This is a genomic window from Crossiella cryophila (assembly GCF_014204915.1).
Classification (GTDB): Bacteria; Actinomycetota; Actinomycetes; order Mycobacteriales; family Pseudonocardiaceae; genus Crossiella; species Crossiella cryophila.
Genome location: NZ_JACHMH010000001.1, coordinates 8722745 through 8739104 on the forward strand (window position 1 = coordinate 8722745; position 16360 = coordinate 8739104).

Below are 16360 nucleotides of genomic sequence, written 5' to 3' on the forward strand. Positions count from 1 at the left end.
CGATGATCGGCACATGATCAACGGAAAGGGCCTCGCCCACCACGCCTGGTGAGCGGCCGTGACGGCGACCGTGAGCCGCGCTCCGGAGCCGACCTGCTGTCCGTACTTCTCGACCAGCCCCATGCCGGACGAATGCCCGCGATCGCGGTGTTCGCCCGGGGCTTGAGCGCACCCGAATACCGGGCGATACAGGCAGAACTGGACATCGGCGATGAGTACCAGCGTGAGCTGGGCCTGTTCCTCGCCGTGGTGCGACAGGATCTGGAAACCCTGGTCAGCGCGCTGTCCGACCCCCGGCTGCGGCCGAGGGCACTGGCCGTCTCGACCCGGTTGCCGATTCCGGACACCGCGCTGGCCGGGGTGTTGCGGACCGCGCCGCGCCGGGATCGGCTGCTGCTCTACCGGATGCTGCGGCAGTCCCGGCGGCGCGGGCTGGCCGATGAGTTCCTGCCGGAGGTGGCGGCGCGGTTCGACCTGACCGAGGCGCGGACCCTGCTGATGGCCTGTTCGCCCAGCGTGATCGAGGTGTGGCTGCCGCGGCTCGGGGCCGCGCCAGGGCTGCTGCGCGGCCTTGCCCGGCTGGTCCCGGAGGTCGTGCTGGACCGGCTCGCCGCCGAGCTGTCCGGGCTGGACGAGTCGGATCAGTGGCGCTGGCGGCGGCGCAACCGCGGTCTGCTGCCGCTGCTGATCCGGCGGATCCCCGGCGCGGTGGCCCGGTTGCTGATCTCCCCGGACCACGGGCCTGCACTGGACGCCGAGGACCGGACGCCGAGGCTGGCCGCGGCGATCACGCAGGCGGCCGGGGCCGGGCTGCCCGAGGTCTTCCGCAGGCTCGACGACACCGTGATGGGCCAGTTGCTGCTGCGCGAGCTGCCGCTCGACCGGCGACGGGAGCTGCTCGAACAGGTGTACCCGGGGCAGGTGGCGCGGCAGGCCGACGTGCGGCTGCTGGCCGAGTTGCCCGTGGCGGACCGGGTGGAGCTGGCCAGGACGGCGCTGGAACTGGACCGGTCCGGGCGGCTGGAGTTCCAGGCGCTGCTGCCCGCGCCGGAGGCCGGGGCCGCGCTGGCCGAGGCGACCGGCAGTCACCGGGTGCTGACCAGGGAGCAGGGCTGGCGGGTGACCGTGGAGCGGGCGATCCGGCTCGGCGATCCGGCGTTGTTCGCCACCGTGGTCCAGGACGCGACCAGTGCCCTGCATGATCAGGACCGGGTGCGCGCGGAGGTGCTCGACAGCCTCCGGGAGGCGCCCGCCCGGTTGCTGTCCGCGGTGCCGGTGACGGTGCTGGCCGAGGCGGTCAGCATCGCGGTGCACGCCAAGGACAGTTCGCGGTGGACGTTCGAGCCGCTCCTGGACTGGTTGCGCCGCACCATCGCGGCCACCGGGGATCCGGCCCGGCAGATCGCGCTGGTGCCGTTGTTCGCCCGGTTGCAGCGGGACCGGCGGGCGCCCGCGCGGCGGCTCGCCGTCCGGCTCGCGCCCGAGGTGTGGGCGCGGCTGTGGGCGGAACTGCGGGGGCCGGTGCTGCGCGAGGCGGAGGCCGGGCGATACGGACCGGCGTTGCGGGCCGCGGAGATGTTCGGCGCCGCGCTGGACGCGGTACCCGAACTCGACCGGCTGCTGTGGCCCTTTGCCAGGCACACCAAGGATCCCCGGCAGGCCGAGACCGCGATTCGGTTGTGGCTGAACAGATCCGGGCCACGCGCGGAACGGGTGGGCCAGGTGGTGCGCGGCCGGCCGGAGTGGGCCGGGCAGCCCGCGGTGTGGCGGGAGGTCAGCACCCGGCGCACTGATCTGCTGGATCTGGTGCTGCCCGTGCTGGATCCGCTGCCGAGGGCGCCGCGTTCGGTGCTGCACCGGTGGACCGCGGTGCAGCGGGCGCGCTACGCGGAGCGGGCGCGGGCGATCGCGCTGGACGAGCGGGCCGAGTTGTGGACGCGGGTGGCCGCGATCGCCGGTGTGCGCGAGGTGCCCACGCTGATGTCACTGGCAGCGAACGAAAGTCAGCCGATCGTGGCAGCCGCGGTGGAGGCACTGGGCGCGACCGCGCCGACCGGGGTGGCGTTGCCGGTGTTGTTGCAGGTGGCCGGGGGTCCGAGCGGTCCGGCGGCGCGGGCCGCGGTGCGTGCGCTGCACCGGGCGCTGGACACCCTGCCGGACGCCGAAGCCGTTGCGGCACTGGGGAATCTGCTCGATGAGGCCCCCTCGGTCGGCACTGCGAAGGAAGCGGCGCGGATTCTTGGTAGGCTCGCAGGCGGCGAGTCGGCCCGGGTGCTGTTGCGGACATGGGCGAAATCCGCGCTGCATCAGGATGTTCGAGCGGCGGTGGCCGGCGCGCTGGCCGGGTTCCTTGGCGAACCCGGGGTGCACGAGGCGTTGACCGAGGCGGTGGCCGGTACGGCCGCGGTACGTGGCGCGGTGCTGGCGACCGAGGTGGACCGGGTGCTGCCATCCCGGCGTCCGGAGTTCGCGAGCCTGGTCGCCCGCGCGGTGTCCACGGTGGACAAGGACAACCTGACCGAGACGGACCTCGCGTTCCGGTCTTGGTGGCGGCACCTGCCGGACCGCGGTGCCACCCTGGGCGGGTTGCTGCGCCAGGACCTGCCGGAGCGGATGTACCGGCGGGTGGCCGACTGCCTGCTGGGCTCGATGCCGGTGGCCGAGGCACTACCGGCGTTGCGCTCGCTGGTGGCCGACCTGGTGCCGGCGGCCCGGGGTGGCGACGACTCGGCGTGGCAGTGGCTGGAGCGGCTGTACGGCGAGCGGGCGCTGCGGCACAGCGATCCGGCGGGACAGGCCCGGCTGGACCGGGTGCTGGTCGATGGATTCCGGGCAGCCGGGATGCATCGCGAGGCGGCCGGTCTGCTCGACCTGATGGCGCGGGCCTCCCTGGTGGACGGGGTGCGGACCGAGCTGTGGGACGAGCTGGTCGAGGTGATCGACGACCGGGCGTTCCGACTGCCCAGGGAGTACGGCGGCGGCGCTTACGACCGGGCCGTGTGGGCGGAGACGGTGCTGGCCGTGGTGGATCACCTGGGTGGGCTGCCCGGGGTGGTGCCGGGGTTGCTGGCCGCGCGGTTGCTCGGGCGGGGCGGGAAGCTGGCTCGGTGGTCGGAGCCGTGGGTGCTGCGGCGGGCTGGGTTGCTGGGGCATGCGGATCCGGACGTGCGGGCGGCGGCGCGGTCGCTGCGTGGCGTGCGGTGAGGGTGTCGCGGAGAGGGTGTGGCGGTGACGGCGCTGTGGTGACAGCGCTCCGGTGACGGCGATGCGGTGACGGCGCTGTGCGGCCGGTGATGGCGCGGCGGTGATTGGGTGTCGGCCTGGGTCGGCCTGGGCTGGTCGTCGGCAGCGACAGCCGGGCCAAGCCTCGGCAGGTGGCAGGTGGCAGGCGCGGCTGCCCGCACTCTGTCCGGGGCCGCCCTGACCGGCTGTCCTACCTTGGCTCGGCTGCTCGGCTCAGCCGGTCTGCCCAACTGAGCCGGTCTGCCCAACCGAGCCGGTCTACCCGACTCAGCCTGCCGGGACGTTCCAGCGATAGCGGGTCCAGCCGTCCACTGGTTCGGCGCCCAGGCTGCGGTAGAAGCCTTCGGCGGAGGTGTTGCCCCAGCGGACTTCCCATTCGACTCGGCCGTCGGTGCGGCGGCGGAGTTCGGCGAGTAGTTCGCGGCCCAGGCCGTAGCCGCGGTAGCCGGCGCGGACGAACAGGTCGTCCAGCCAGATGCCGGGTTGGGCGGCCCAGGTGGAGAAGGTGTTGTGCCACAGGGCGAAGCCTGCTGTGGTGCCGGGGTGGTCCGGTGGTTCGGCGATCAGGACCGCGGCCCAGGGCTGGGGGCCGAAGAGGTGTTCGGCCATTTCGGCGCGGTTGAGGGTGAGGGTTTGGTTGCCCTCGTAGGTGGCGTGTTCCTGGATCAGGTCGCAGATGTCGTCCAGGTCTGCTGGGGTGGCCTCGCGTACCGGCATCAGAAACCCTCGGGGTTGTGCGTCAGGGTGCCGTCCAGGGCGGTGGCGCGGACCTCTGCCGCGGCGAAGCCCTCGGTCACCGGGTCGGCCGACAGCACGGCGAAGTCGGCGAGTTTGCCAGGGGTCAGGGTGCCTACCCGGTGTTCGCGGAAGGCGGCGTAGGCCGAGCCCCAGGTGTAGGCGCGCAGGGCCTGTTCCGGGGTGAGGCGTTCGCTCTCCGGGCCGAAGGGGACGCCGGAGGAGGTGTGCCGGTGCACCATGTCGGCCATGCCCAGCAACGGGTTCCCGTTCACCACCGGGCGGTCCGAACTGCCCGGCAGCGGGATGCCCGCGTCCAGGAAACTGCGCTGGCGGTAGCACCAGTCGATCCGGTGGTCGCCAAGGGCCGAGGCCATGCCGTCGCCGAGTTCGCTGAGGAACCGGCCCTGCGGGACCGGGATGACGCCGAGTTCGGCGATCCGGGCGATCTCGGCCGGGCCCGCGATGGCGCAGTGCTCGATCCGGTGGCGGTGGTCGGGGCGCGGGTTGCGTCGCAGCGCGGCGGCGTAGGCGTCGAGCACCTCGGCGATGGCGCGGTCGCCGATGGCGTGGGTGGCGATCTGCCAGCCGGCGGCGTGCAGGCGGTCGATCAGCTCGCGCAGGTCGGCCTCGGGCAGCTGGAAGTAGCCGCGGTTGTCCGGTTCGCCGGCGAACGGCTCGTGCATGGCGGCGGTGCGGCCGACCAGCGAACCGTCGGCGAAGATCTTCACCGGGCCGATGCGCAGGTGGTCGTCGCCGAACCCGCTGTGCAGTCCGAGGTCCAGGCCGAGGCTGACCTGGTCGGAGGGGTGCCGGTCCAGCTCGTGCAGGGCGTCGGAGATGACCATCAGGGTGGTCCGGACGTGCAGCTTCCCGGCGGCGCGGGCGCGCTGGTAGGCGGCGATCTCCAGCGGGGTGCGGCCGATCCAGCCGCCGCCGACCCCGGCCTCCTGCACGCTGGTGATGCCCTCGGCGAGGTACTGCCGGGTGGCACGGTCGATCGCGCGCTCCACCACGTCCAGCGGGGTCGGGTAGACCAGCGGTCGCAGCAGCAGCTGGGCCTGTTCGCGGAGCAGGCCGCTGGGGTCGCCGTGCTGGTCCCGGCCCAGGTCACCGCCCTCGGGCACGGTGGACAGGTCGAGTTTGCCCAGTACCAGCGAGTTGACCACGCACATGTGGCCGGAGGTGTGCTTGAGCCACACGTGGTGGTCAGGGGCGGCGCGGTCCAGGCCGGTGCGGGTCGGGTGGCCGCCGGCGAGTTTGGTCTGGTCGTAGCCGCTGCCGATCACCCAGGTGCCCGCGGGCTGCTCGGCCGCGCGGCCGGCGATGGCGGCGTAGACCTCCTGGGTGCTGCGGCAGTCGTTGAGCGGGACCTCGTCCAGGCTCATGCCGTACCAGGACAGGTGGTTGTGCGCGTCGTGGAAACCGGGGGTCACCGTCGATCCGCCCAGGTCGATCCGTTGCCGGGCGGACAGGTCCGCGCAGTCCTGGCCCAGGGCCACGATCCGGCCGTCGAGCACCGCGAGGGCGTCGGTGACCCCCGCCGCGCCACCGGTGCGCACCCGCGCGTTGTGGAAGACCGTGTCCACCCGCATTCGCTGCCTCCCTTGACCTTCCGCCGTGCGTCCGGGACTCTATCGATCGATCGATCGGGAGTCGAGACCCTGATCGCCGAGGAGAGGGCGGGCCGTTGGAGCGCACCGTGCAGCACACCGAGGCCGACGGGGTGGCGGTGCTCGCGCTCAACCGGCCGCACCGGCTCAACGCGGTGGCCCCAGCGCTGGTCACCGACCTGGTGGCGGCCCTGCGGGCGGTCGCCGACTCCCCCGCCCGCGCCGTGGTGCTCACCGGCAACGGCCGCGCCTTCTGCGCAGGCCACGACCTCAAGGAGCCGGTGGAGTCCGGCGACGGGCACGCGAGCAGGCTGCGCCTGGAGCAGATCCAGGAGGTCACCCGGCTGATCAGGGGCCTGCCGCAGCCGGTGATCGCGGCCGTGCACGGGTACGCGCTGGGCGCGGGCGCGGAGTTCGCACTGGGCTGTGACCTGGTGCTGGCCGCGCCGGACGCGATCTTCGGGTTTCCCGAGGTGAGCCTGGGGCTGAGTGTGACGGGGGCGGCGTCGCGGTTGCTGCCGTTGCTGGTGGGGCCGTTGAAGGCCAAGGAGTTGCTGCTGCTCGGCGAGCGGGTGGACGCGCACACGGCCCTGGAGCTGGGGTTGGTGAACGCGGTGACCGGGGCGGAGGAGTTGCTGCCCACGGCGCTGGACTGGGCGCGGCGGATGGCGGCGCAGCCGGCGCAGGCGATGACCTTGGCCAAGCGGGCGCTGGATCGCGGGATCGACTCGAGCGTGGAGGGGGCGTTGGAGTTGGAGGTGGCGCACGCGCTCATCACCGACGGGTCGGCGGATGTGACCGCGGCGACGGACGGGTTCCGGCGGCGGGCCGATGGCTAGGCGGGGCGGGGAACAGGGACCGGAGGGGGGCGGGGCGGCAAGCCGGGCCGGGGTCTCGGGGCGGGTTGTGGCGCGGGAACGAGCCGAGGAGGCCGGACTGGCGGGGGCCACGGTGCGATCCGAAGGGCCGGAAGGGGTTGGGGCAGCAGTGCGGGACGGGGTCCCGGGGCAGGTGGGGACCAGGGGGCCTGGGCCGACCGCGGTTGCGGCAGGGGGCGGGGGGTCTGCGCAGCCGGAGCGGGGCGGGGAGCCATCGCAGCCCGCGCTGTCGGTGCGAGGTGGGGAGTCGTCGCAGGCCGAGCAGTCGGAGCGGCGCGGTGTGCCGGGGGCCGGCGAGGAGACCCGGGTGGAGGATCTGGCGACCCTGGTCGCTGTTGCGGCGCAACGGTGGCCGGAGCGGATTGCCTGGACCTTTGACGAGACCGGGGTTGAGCTGAGTTTCGCCGAGGTGCATCGGCGATCCGACGCACTCGCGTTCGCGCTGGCCGCTCGTGGGGTGCGGCCGGGTGACCGGGTGGCGTTGATGTTGCGCAATCAGCCGGAGTTCCCGTTGTGCTGGTTGGCGATCGCCAAGCTTGGCGCGGTCATGGTGCCGGTCAACGTGCAGTACCGCGAACTGGACGCCACCCATGTGCTCGCGCATTCCGGGGCGCGGATCGTGGTGGCGGCGGCGGAGTTCGTCGGGCTGCTCGAGTCCGTCCGGGCGCGGACCGAGCTGGAACTGGTGCTGACCGCGGCGGAACTGGGGGACGCGCCCGCGGTGGAACTGGTGACGCCGGTGGCGGAGCAGGCGGTCAACATCCAGTACACCTCGGGCACCACCGGGCGGCCCAAGGGTTGTGTGTTGCCGCATCGGTACTGGCTGACCTTGGCGCGGGGGTTGGTGCGGGACTTTCCTGCCATCGATGAGCGGGATGTCCTGCTTACGGCGCAACCCTTTCACTACATCGATCCGCAGTGGAACGTGGTGCTGGGGCTGCTCGCGGGGGCGCGGCTGGTGGTGCTGGACCGGTTCCATCCGGCCTCCTTCGCCGAGCGGGTCAGGCACCATCAGGTGACCTGGTTCTACTGCCTCGGGTTGATGCCCACCTTGCTGCTGCGGCAACCTGCCTCCGAACTCGACACCGCGCACCGGGTGCGGGCGGTGTACGCCTCCGCGATCCCGTTGGAGCTGCACGCCGAACTGGAGCGGCGCTGGGGAGTACCCTGGTTCGAGGCGTTCGGGATGACCGAGACGGGTGGGGACATCCGGGACTCGGTGGCGGGGCACGAGACCCGGGTGGGTACCGGGTGTCTCGGGCTGCCGACGCCGGAGCGGGAAGCCATGATCGCCGATGAGTCCGGCGAGCCGTTGCCGCGCGGGCACACCGGCGAGCTGGTGTTGCGCGGCAGCGGGATGATGCACGGCTACTACCGCGATCCGGAGGCGACCGCGCTGGCCTTCCGCGGTGGCTGGTTCCACACCGGGGATCTGGCCCGGATGGACGAGCAGGGCCGGATCTACTACGTGGGGCGCACCAAGGACATGATCCGGCGCAGTGGCGAGAACATCGCGGCGGCCGAGGTGGAGCAGGCGTTGTTGCTGCATCCGGATGTGCGGCTGGCCGCGGTGGTGGCGGTGCCGGATGAGCTGCGCGGCGAGGAAGTGCTCGCGTATGTGGTCCCGGCCGACGGGGTCACCGCGGATCCGGTGGCGCTGGCGGAGTTCTGCGCCGGGCAACTGGCCTACTTCAAGGTGCCCCGGTTCTGGGTGTTCCGGGACGCCTTGCCGTTGACCGCTTCGGAGCGGGTGGCCAAAGGCGAGCTGCCCCGGGTGTCCGCGGGCAGTTTCGACCGGGTCGAGGCGCGATGGGTGTGACCGGGTTCCGGCACGACACGCCGGTGTACTTCGACGAGCTGGACCTCAACGGGCACCTGCACAACGCCCGGTTCGCGCTGCACGTGGAGCGGGCGACCTCCGCCCTGTTCGAGTCCCTGGGCTACGGCTGGACCAGCTTCGCCGACCGGCACCCCGACCTGGTGTACGCGGTGCGCGAGCTGAACCTGGAGTTCCTCGCCCCGTTCAGCTCCCCCGGTCCGCTGCGCACCGAACTCTGGGTGCACCACCTGGGGCGCACGAGCTGCGTGTACGGCTTCCGCTGCACCGATCCGACCGAGGGGCCGACCTACGCCAGGGGGCGGCGGGCGGTGGTGAAGCTTGGCCCCGACGGTCGTCCGGAACCGTGGTCTGCCACCATGCGTGACATCCTCGGCGGGTTGCACCGGACCGAGGGACCCCCAGCGGACGAGGAGCGCCGGTGACCGTGACCAAGGCCGCCAAAGCACCGCCCGCCGCGGAACGCATCCGGCAGGCCGCGCTGACCCTGTTCGCGGCCAAGGGTTTCCACGGCACCGGGATCCGGGATCTGGCCGAGACCGCGGGCCTGTCCTCGGCCAGCCTGTACCACTACATGGGCACCAAGGAGGACCTGCTGCTGGCGATCATGCGCGAGTGCATGACCCGGCTGCTGACCGCCGGTCGGCGGGTGGTGCTGGACGATCCGGATCCGCGGTCGCGGCTGGCGGGGCTGGTGCAGGTGCACGTGCTCAGCCACGCGGTGCACCCGCTGGAGACCGCGGTGGTGGACAACGAACTGCGCGCGCTCTCCGCCACCGCCCGCGCCACCGTGGTGGCCCAGCGGGACGAGTACGAGGACCTGTGGCGGGCGGCCATCGAGGACGGCTGCGCCAGTGGCGTGTTCCGGACCTCGGCCCAGGCGGTGACCCGGCTGGCACTGCTGGAGATGTGCAGCGGGGTGGCCAGGTGGTACTCCCCGCGCGGCAGGCTGGCGCTGACCGAACTGGCCACGCACTACACCGAGATCGCCTTCGGCGCGCTGCACGCGGAACCGTCCACAGTGGACGTCGAGGCGGCGAGGCGGCGGAGCAGGCTGGTCACCGAGGTGTGGGGCGTGCCGGTGCGGCGTTGAGGGTCTCGCCGGTCGGCGTGCGCGCCGTGCAGACCAGCGGCTGACCCGGTTCCGCGGTCCGGCTGGCCAGCACGCGTTCCCGGCCGCGGCCCTTGTCCTGGATGATCACGCAGGTGAGTCCGGCCGGCGGGGTGGCGATGGCGATCTTGGCCTCCGCGCCCGCCGGGATGATGACCTCGGTGCTCCACGGCGGGGTGATGCTGGCCGCCGGGGCCGGGGTGGGCGCCTGGGTGCGGTCGGCGCCGGTGCCCTGGCTGTACTCGACGCTGACCGGACCCGAGCCGCCGGTGACCTGGTAGGTGATCGAGTAGGCGTCGATCGGGCGGTAGACCACGGTCAGCAGATACGTCACGTAGGACACCGCGACCAGGCCGACCACGCCGAGCGAGGCCAGCACGGTGCGCATCGCCGGGGAGAGCGCCTTCACCCGGCCAGCTTCCCACCGGGTCCGGCGGAACCGGTGGGAGGCAGGCCGGGTCGGGCGTGTCCGACTGCGGACTCAGTTGTGCAGGAACTTCGGGTCGCGCTTGTCGATGAAGGCGGCCATGCCTTCCTTCTGGTCCGCGGTGGCGAAGGTGGCGTGGAAGAGCCTGCGCTCGAACCGGACGCCCTCGGCCAGCGTGGTCTCGTAGGCGCGGTTCACCGCCTCCTTGGCCATGATCGCGATCGGCGCGGACATGCCGGCGATGATGGTCGCGGTGGCCAGCGCGTTGTCCAGCAGGTCGTCGGCCGGGACGATCCGGGACACCAGTCCGGCCCGCTCGGCCTCCTCGGCACCCATCATCCGGCCGGTCAGGCACAGTTCCATCGCCTTGGCCTTGCCGATGGCCCTGGTCAGCCGCTGCGAGCCGCCGATGCCGGGGATCACGCCGAGCTTGATCTCGGGCTGGCCGAACTTGGCGGTGTCCGCGGCCAGCAGCACATCGCAGAGCATGGCCAGCTCGCAGCCGCCGCCAAGGGCGTACCCGGCGACCGCGGCGATGATCGGCTTGCGCACCTGGGCGAGCTGGTCCCACTCGGCGAACCAGTCGTCCAGGTAGACCTGCGGGTAGCTGTTGGGCTGCATCTCCTTGATGTCGGCCCCGGCCGCGAACGCCTTGGCCGAGCCGGTGATCACCAGCGCGCCGATGTCCGGGTCCCGGTCGAGTTCGCGGGCCGCGGTGGTGACCTCCCGCATCAGCTCCAGGTTCAGCGCGTTGAGCGCCTTGGGGCGGTTGAGGGTGATCAGGCCGACCCGGCCGTGCCGTTCGACGAGGATGGTCTGGTGGGTCACGCCTGTTCTCCCTTGGCCGAGCGGTCGCGGATGGCGTTGATGATGCCGGAGAAGTCGGTGCCGGCCCCGCCGTCGGCCGCGTAGGCGCGGAACAGTTCGGCGGTGTGCTTGCCCAGCGCGGTGTCCGCGCCGGTCTCGGCCGCCGCCGCCTCGGCAAGGCCGAGGTCCTTGAGCATCAGCGCGGTGGCGAAGCCGGGCTGGTAGTCCCGGTTGGCCGGGCTGCCGGGGACCGGGCCGGGCACCGGGCAGTTGGTGGTCAGCGCCCAGCACTGGCCGGAGGCGGTGGAGGCCACGTCGAAGAGGGCCTGGTGGGACAGGCCGAGCTTCTCGCCGAGCACGAACGCCTCGCCGACGGCGACCATGGAGATGCCGAGGATGAGGTTGTTGCAGATCTTGGCGGCCTGGCCGGCGCCGGAGTCGCCGCAGTGCACCGAGCGGCGGCCCATCACGGCCAGCAGGCCCTCGGCGCGGGCGAAGTTGTCGGTGCTGCCGCCTACCATGAAGGTCAGGGTGGCGGCCTGGGCGCCGACGACGCCTCCGGAGACCGGGGCGTCGATCGCGGCGTGCCCCGCGCTGACGGCCGCCTCGGCGGCCTGCCGGGCGGCGGCCACGTCAATGGTGGAGCAGTCCAGGAACAGGGTGCCGGGCTTGGCCTCGACCAGCACCTCGCGGTAGCAGTCGAGCACGTGCGCGCCGCTGGGCAGCATGGTGATGACCACCTCGGCCTCGCGCACGGCCTGCACCGCGCTGCCGGCCGGGGCGACGCCTGCCTGCTCGGCGGCGTCCACCGCGGCGGCGACCGGGTCGTAGCCGTGCACGGTGTGCCCGGCCTTGACCAGGTTGGCGGCCATCGGGCCACCCATGTTGCCCAGACCGAGGAATCCGATCACGGTCATGCCGTACCTCCGAACACGGGCTGCTGCCCAGGCTGGGCGAGGAAGTAGCTCCGCACCGCGGCCTCGTCGACCTCGGCCAGGGTGGCCGGGCGCCAGGTCGGGTTGCGGTCCTTGTCGATCACCGCGGCGCGGATGCCCTCGCCGAGGTCCGGTGCGGTGAGGAACCGGCTGACCAGGAGGTGTTCCAGGTTCAGGCAGTCCTCCAGGGTGGCCAGCCCGCGGGCGGTGCGCAGCGCGCGCAGGGTCACCTTGACCGCGGTGGGCGCCTTGGCCTGGATCTCCTTGGCCGCGGCCTCGGCGGCCGGGTGGCCGCTGGCGTGCAGGTTGTCCAGGATCTGCTCGACGCTGTCCGCGGCGTAGCAGGAGTCGATCCACTCCCGGTCAGCGGCGAACTGGCCGGCCGGGGGTACTTCGGCGCGCGCGGCGATCTGCACCAGCAGCTCGTCGGCGGGCAGCTCGGCCAGTTCGGCCAGCGCGCTGCTGGGCAGGTACTGATCGGCCAGGCCGAGCAGGATCGCGTCCGCGGCGCCGACCCGGCCGCCGGTCAGGCCCAGGTGCGTGCCCAGTTCGCCGGGCGCGCGGGAGAGCAGGTAGGTGCCGCCGACGTCGGGGATGAAGCCGATGGAGACCTCGGGCATGCCGATCGCGGAGCGTTCGGTGACCACCCGGACCGAGCCGTGCGCGGACACGCCGACCCCGCCGCCCATCACCAGGCCGTCCATGAACACCACGTACGGCTTGGGGTAGTTCGCGATCAGCGCGTTGATCAGGTATTCCTCGCGCCAGAACTGGATCGGGCCGTCGGTGCCGCCCTGGATGGCCTGGTAGATGCTGCGGATGTCGCCACCGGCGCACAGGCCGCGTTCGCCCGCGCCGTCGAGCAGCACCGCGTGCACCGCCGGGTCCTGCGCCCAGCTGGTGAGCGCGGCGCCCATCTCGCGCAGCATGTCGTCGCTGAGCGCGTTGATCGCGCGCGGGCGGTTGAGCGTGATCCGGCCGACGCCACCGGATACCCGGATGAGGATGTCCTTGTCCTCGCTCACTTGTCACCGCCCATCAGGCCGCGCGAGACGATGACCCGCATGATCTCGTTGGTCCCTTCGAGGATCTGGTGCACCCGGAGGTCACGCACGATCTTCTCCACTCCGTACTCGGCGAGGTACCCGTACCCACCGTGCAGTTGCAGCGCCTGGTTCGCCACTTCGAAACCGGTGTCGGTGCCGAACCGCTTGGCCATCGCGCACAGCCGGGTGGCGTCCGGGTGCCGGGCGTCCAGCGCGGAGGCCGCCCGCCACAGCAGCAGCCGGGCCGCCTCCAGCTCGGTGCCCATGTCGGCCACGGTGAACCGCAGCGCCTGCTGCTTGCTCAGCGGCCCGCCGAACGCGGTGCGCTGGCCCAGGTGCGTGATCGCCTTGTCCAGCGCGGCCTGCGCGCCGCCGAGGGAGCAGGCGGCGATGTTGATCCGGCCGCCGTCCAGCCCGGACATGGCGATCCGGAAACCGTTGCCCTCGCCGCCGATCAGGTTGGCCGCGGGCACCCGCACGCCGTCCAGGACGACCTGCCGGGTGGGCTGGGCGTTCCAGCCCATCTTCTGCTCGTTCGGGCCGAACTCCAGCCCCGGCGTGCCCTTGGGCACCGCGAACGCGGACACCCCGCTCGCACCCGGACCGCCGGTGCGGGCCATCACCAGGTAGAAGTCCGAGGTGCCGGCGCCGGAGATGAACTGCTTGACCCCGGTGAGCACGTACTCGTCCCCGTCCCGGACCGCGCTGGTGCGCAGCGCGGCGGCGTCCGAGCCCGCGTCGGGTTCGGTGAGGCAGTAGCTGGCCAGCTGGTCCATCGAGACCAGGCCGGGCAGCCACCGGGTGCGCTGGGCGTCGTCGCCGAAGCGGTCGACCATGCCCGCGACCATGTTGTGGATGGACAGGTACCCGGCGATGGACGGGCAGCCGGTGGCCAGGGACTCGAACACGAGCACCGCGTCCAGGCGGCTGAGCCCGGACCCGCCGTGTTCCTCGCCGACGTAGATGCCGCCCATGCCCAGCTGCGCGGCCTTGCGCAGCACGTCGACCGGGAAGTGCTTGCGCTGGTCCCAGTCCACCGCGTGCGGGGCCAGGTGCTCGGCGGCGAAGTCGGCGGCCATCTCCCTGATGGCGCGCTGATCCTCGTTGAGCCCGAACACATCCGGCCGGATCTCGGAGATGGTCATGGCTTCAGTCCATGGTCGGGATGACGAAGGACGCGCCTTCCTTGACCCCGGAGGGCCAGCGCGAGGTGACCGTCTTGGTCCTGGTGTAGAACTTGAACGAGTCGGGTCCGTGCTGGTTGAGGTCGCCGAAGCCGGAGCGCTTCCAGCCGCCGAAGGTGTGGTAGGCCACCGGCACCGGGATCGGCACGTTGACGCCGACCATGCCCGCGCGCACCCGGCGGGAGAAGTCGCGGGCGGTGTCGCCGTCGCGGGTGAAGATCGCCACGCCGTTGCCGTACTCGTGCTCGGAGGGCAGTCGCAGTGCCTGCTCGTAGTCCTCGGCGCGCACGATGACCAGCACCGGGCCGAAGATCTCCTCCTGGTAGATGCTCATCTCCGGGGTGACGTGGTCGAACAGGCAGGCGCCGAGGAAGTAGCCGTCCTCGTGGCCTGCCAGGGTGAAGTCACGGCCGTCGGCGAGCAGGGTGGCGCCCTCGGCGACACCGGAGTCGACGTAGCCGCGGACCTTCTCCAGCAGTCCGGCGCTGGAGAGCGGGCCGAACTCGGCCTCGGCGTCGAAGGAGTGGCCGATGCGCAGTTCCTTGACCCGCTCGGTCAGCTTCGCCGCCAGGGCGTCCGCGGTGGCCTGGCCGACCGGGACGGCGACCGAGATCGCCATGCAGCGCTGACCCGCGGAGCCGAAGCCGGCGCCGATCAGGGCGTCCACCACGCCGTCCAGGTCCGCGTCCGGCATGATGATCATGTGGTTCTTGGCGCCGCCGAAGCACTGGGCGCGCTTGCCGTTGGCGGTGGCGGTGGAATAGACGTAGTGCGCGATGTCGGAGGAGCCGACGAAGCCGACCGCCTCGATCCGCGGGTCGGTGAGGATGGTGTCCACCGCGGTCTTGTCCCCGTTGACCACGTTGAGCACGCCCGGCGGCAGACCGGCTTCCAGGAACAGCTCGGCGATCTTCAGCGGCACCGAGGGGTCCCGCTCGGAGGGCTTGAGGATGAAGGAGTTCCCGCAGGCGATCGCGGGGGCGATCTTCCACAGCGGGATCATCGCGGGGAAGTTGAACGGGGTGATCCCGGCGACCACGCCCAGCGGCTGGCGCAGCGAGTGCACGTCGATGCCGCCGCCGGCGCCGTCGGTGAACTCGCCCTTGAGCAGGTGCGGGGCGCCCGCGGCGAACTCGACCACCTCGAGCCCGCGCTGGATGTCGCCCTTGGCGTCGGCGATGGTCTTGCCGTGCTCGCTGGAGAGCAGCTTGGCCAGCAGGTCGAGGTCGCGCTGGGCCAGGTCAAGGAAGCGCAGCAGCACCCTGGCCCGCCGCTGCGGGTTCCAGGCGGCCCATTCCACCTGGGCGGCGGCCGCGTCGGCGATGGCGGCCCTGGTCTCCTCGACCGAGGCCAGCGGCACCCTGGCCTGCACCCGCCCGGTGTTGGGGTCGTAAACGTCGCCGAAGTTCCCCGACGTCCCGGGAACCGGCTTGCCGCCGACGAAATGGGTCAGTTCGTGGACCATGGACGCACCCCACTGTGCATTGGCGAACCCGCCGCACAAGGGTTTGCCTCGTGGGCCGGTGAGTGATCAGCGCCACCCACGGCCGAACATATAGTAGGACGTCCGACTATGTCGATACAGAGTGACGGAAGTCCAAGTGTTCCACAAGGGTCGGCAGCCGGTCGATCCACGCGAGCAGCAGGTCCCGCCAGTCGCCGACCCTGGTCATGGACTCCGCGGACAGGCCGTCGTCGGCCGCCCACTCCGCCCAGTCCTCACTGGCCAGCCAGCCGAGGCAGCCCACCACCCGGTGCAGCAGCAACAGGTGCGCGGGCACGGTGCGGCCGTAGCCGGTCCAGAAGGCCGGGGGCAGCTCCGCGCCGTGCAGATAGGCGTGTTCCTGGAACGCGGACAGCTCGTCGAGGGGCTGCCGCACGCCCGGGTAGTCCCAGTCGATCAGGGTGGCCCGGTCCGGGCTGATGATCACGTTGAACAGGTTGACATCGCCGTGCACCAGGCAGGGTCGCTCGGCGCGCACCGCGTCGGCGTGCCGGTCCAGCGCGGCCTCGACCACCGGTAGCAGCGGCAGCAGGGCCGGGCGGTGCGCGCGCACCCAGGACCGGGTCCCGGCCAGTTCGGCACGCAGCCGCTCGACCGGGTCGCCGGGGGTCAGCTCGAGGCCGTCCGGGCGGAACTCGCCGTGCAGGTGCGCGGGGAAGCCGACCGCGTGCACCGCGGCGAAGGCCCGGCCGACCGCCTGCCACACCGGCACGTCCGCCGCGCCCAGGCGCAGCACCTCGGCCAGGGTGCGGCCCTCGACGAAATCCACCAGCACGTCGCCGCGTTCGCTGGCGGCCAGCAGCGCGGGCGCGCCGACGCCGTTGGCCGCCAGGAACGCGGCCTTGGGCGCCGGCGGCTTCCGGGGCTGCTTGTTCTGCCGCAGCAACACCTTCCGGCCGCCGGCGAGCACGACCAGGTGCAGCCGGTTGTCCAGTCCGTCGCCGCCGAGCCGCTCGACCCGGACCACCGCGGGCAGTCCGGCGGCGGCGATCAGGCCGGGCAGGACACTCGCGGGGCCGGGCAGCGACACCTCGGGGCCG

14 protein-coding genes are annotated in these 16360 nt (G+C 72.4%); 5 read left to right on the forward strand and 9 right to left on the reverse strand.

The genetic code is table 11. The annotated features are described in order from the left end of the window. Positions 1-48 precede the first annotated feature (48 nt). Positions 49-3204, forward strand: a complete 3156-nt coding sequence (locus HNR67_RS37475) for a hypothetical protein (RefSeq protein WP_185007841.1) — start codon at positions 49-51, stop codon at positions 3202-3204. 306 nt (positions 3205-3510) lie between these two features. Here HNR67_RS37475 and HNR67_RS37480 read toward each other — a convergent pair whose 3' ends face one another. After that, a complete protein-coding gene (locus HNR67_RS37480; RefSeq protein ID WP_185007843.1) occupies positions 3511-3960 on the reverse strand; it encodes a GNAT family N-acetyltransferase in 450 nt (149 codons plus the stop codon). Beyond that, positions 3960-5573, reverse strand: a complete 1614-nt coding sequence (locus HNR67_RS37485) for an amidohydrolase (RefSeq protein WP_185007845.1) — start codon at positions 5571-5573, stop codon at positions 3960-3962. Before HNR67_RS37485 ends, HNR67_RS37480 begins: the two co-directional genes overlap by 1 nt. A 95-nt stretch (positions 5574-5668) precedes the next feature. On the opposite strand from HNR67_RS37485, the gene HNR67_RS37490 reads away from it, so the two are divergent. From HNR67_RS37490 to HNR67_RS37505, 4 genes are all read left to right on the forward strand, one after another. Continuing rightward, entirely contained in the window at positions 5669-6430 is a 762-nt protein-coding gene (locus tag HNR67_RS37490) for an enoyl-CoA hydratase/isomerase family protein (RefSeq protein WP_221490182.1), read from the forward strand. A 346-nt stretch (positions 6431-6776) separates the two neighbouring features. Further along, the gene (locus tag HNR67_RS37495; protein WP_312988954.1) at positions 6777-8288 is read left to right on the forward strand and encodes an AMP-binding protein; all 1512 of its coding nucleotides are present in this window, start codon (positions 6777-6779) and stop codon (positions 8286-8288) included. Further along, positions 8279-8731, forward strand: a complete 453-nt coding sequence (locus HNR67_RS37500) for an acyl-CoA thioesterase (protein ID WP_185007849.1) — start codon at positions 8279-8281, stop codon at positions 8729-8731. The genes HNR67_RS37495 and HNR67_RS37500 overlap by 10 nt, the downstream gene beginning before the upstream one ends. After that, on the forward strand, positions 8728-9399 hold the full coding sequence (locus HNR67_RS37505) for a TetR/AcrR family transcriptional regulator (protein ID WP_312988956.1): 672 nt from the start codon (positions 8728-8730) through the stop codon (positions 9397-9399). The genes HNR67_RS37500 and HNR67_RS37505 overlap by 4 nt, the downstream gene beginning before the upstream one ends. Here HNR67_RS37505 and HNR67_RS37510 read toward each other — a convergent pair. The 7 genes from HNR67_RS37510 to HNR67_RS37540 all read right to left on the reverse strand — a co-directional run bounded on the left by HNR67_RS37510 (position 9365) and on the right by HNR67_RS37540 (position 16350). Then, positions 9365-9826 carry a hypothetical protein gene (locus HNR67_RS37510; protein ID WP_185007851.1) on the reverse strand — a complete coding sequence of 154 codons (462 nt, stop codon included), beginning with the start codon at positions 9824-9826 and terminating at the stop codon, positions 9365-9367. The two genes, HNR67_RS37505 and HNR67_RS37510, sit on opposite strands and share 35 nt — an antisense overlap. A 72-nt stretch (positions 9827-9898) precedes the next feature. Further along, on the reverse strand, positions 9899-10672 hold the full coding sequence (locus HNR67_RS37515; protein ID WP_185007853.1) for an enoyl-CoA hydratase: 774 nt from the start codon (positions 10670-10672) through the stop codon (positions 9899-9901). Continuing rightward, positions 10669-11568, reverse strand: a complete 900-nt coding sequence (gene mmsB, locus HNR67_RS45325) for a 3-hydroxyisobutyrate dehydrogenase (RefSeq protein WP_185007855.1) — start codon at positions 11566-11568, stop codon at positions 10669-10671. The genes HNR67_RS37515 and mmsB overlap by 4 nt, the downstream gene beginning before the upstream one ends. After that, complete coding sequence (locus tag HNR67_RS37525) at positions 11565-12611, reverse strand: enoyl-CoA hydratase/isomerase family protein (protein ID WP_185007857.1); 1047 nt, start codon at positions 12609-12611, stop codon at positions 11565-11567. The genes mmsB and HNR67_RS37525 overlap by 4 nt, the downstream gene beginning before the upstream one ends. Then, entirely contained in the window at positions 12608-13777 is a 1170-nt protein-coding gene (locus HNR67_RS37530) for an isobutyryl-CoA dehydrogenase (RefSeq protein WP_221490183.1), read from the reverse strand. The genes HNR67_RS37525 and HNR67_RS37530 overlap by 4 nt, the downstream gene beginning before the upstream one ends. Before the next feature lie 4 nt (positions 13778-13781). Then, entirely contained in the window at positions 13782-15281 is a 1500-nt protein-coding gene (locus HNR67_RS37535) for a CoA-acylating methylmalonate-semialdehyde dehydrogenase (protein ID WP_185007859.1), read from the reverse strand. 106 nt (positions 15282-15387) lie between these two features. Continuing rightward, positions 15388-16350, reverse strand: a complete 963-nt coding sequence (locus HNR67_RS37540) for a phosphotransferase family protein (RefSeq protein WP_185007860.1) — start codon at positions 16348-16350, stop codon at positions 15388-15390. Between the last annotated feature and the right edge of the window lie 10 nt (positions 16351-16360).

Excerpts from the sequence above, each read along its gene's own strand:
- HNR67_RS37480 (WP_185007843.1), bottom strand. The coding sequence starts at position 3,960 with ATGCCGGTACGCGAGGCCACCCCAGCAGACCTGGACGACATCTGCGAC.
- HNR67_RS37485 (WP_185007845.1), bottom strand. The coding sequence starts at position 5,573 with ATGCGGGTGGACACGGTCTTCCACAACGCGCGGGTGCGCACCGGTGGC.
- HNR67_RS37500 (WP_185007849.1), top strand. The coding sequence starts at position 8,279 with ATGGGTGTGACCGGGTTCCGGCACGACACGCCGGTGTACTTCGACGAG.
- mmsB (WP_185007855.1), bottom strand. The coding sequence starts at position 11,568 with ATGACCGTGATCGGATTCCTCGGTCTGGGCAACATGGGTGGCCCGATG.
- HNR67_RS37530 (WP_221490183.1), bottom strand. The coding sequence starts at position 13,777 with ATGACCATCTCCGAGATCCGGCCGGATGTGTTCGGGCTCAACGAGGAT.
- HNR67_RS37535 (WP_185007859.1), bottom strand. The coding sequence starts at position 15,281 with ATGGTCCACGAACTGACCCATTTCGTCGGCGGCAAGCCGGTTCCCGGG.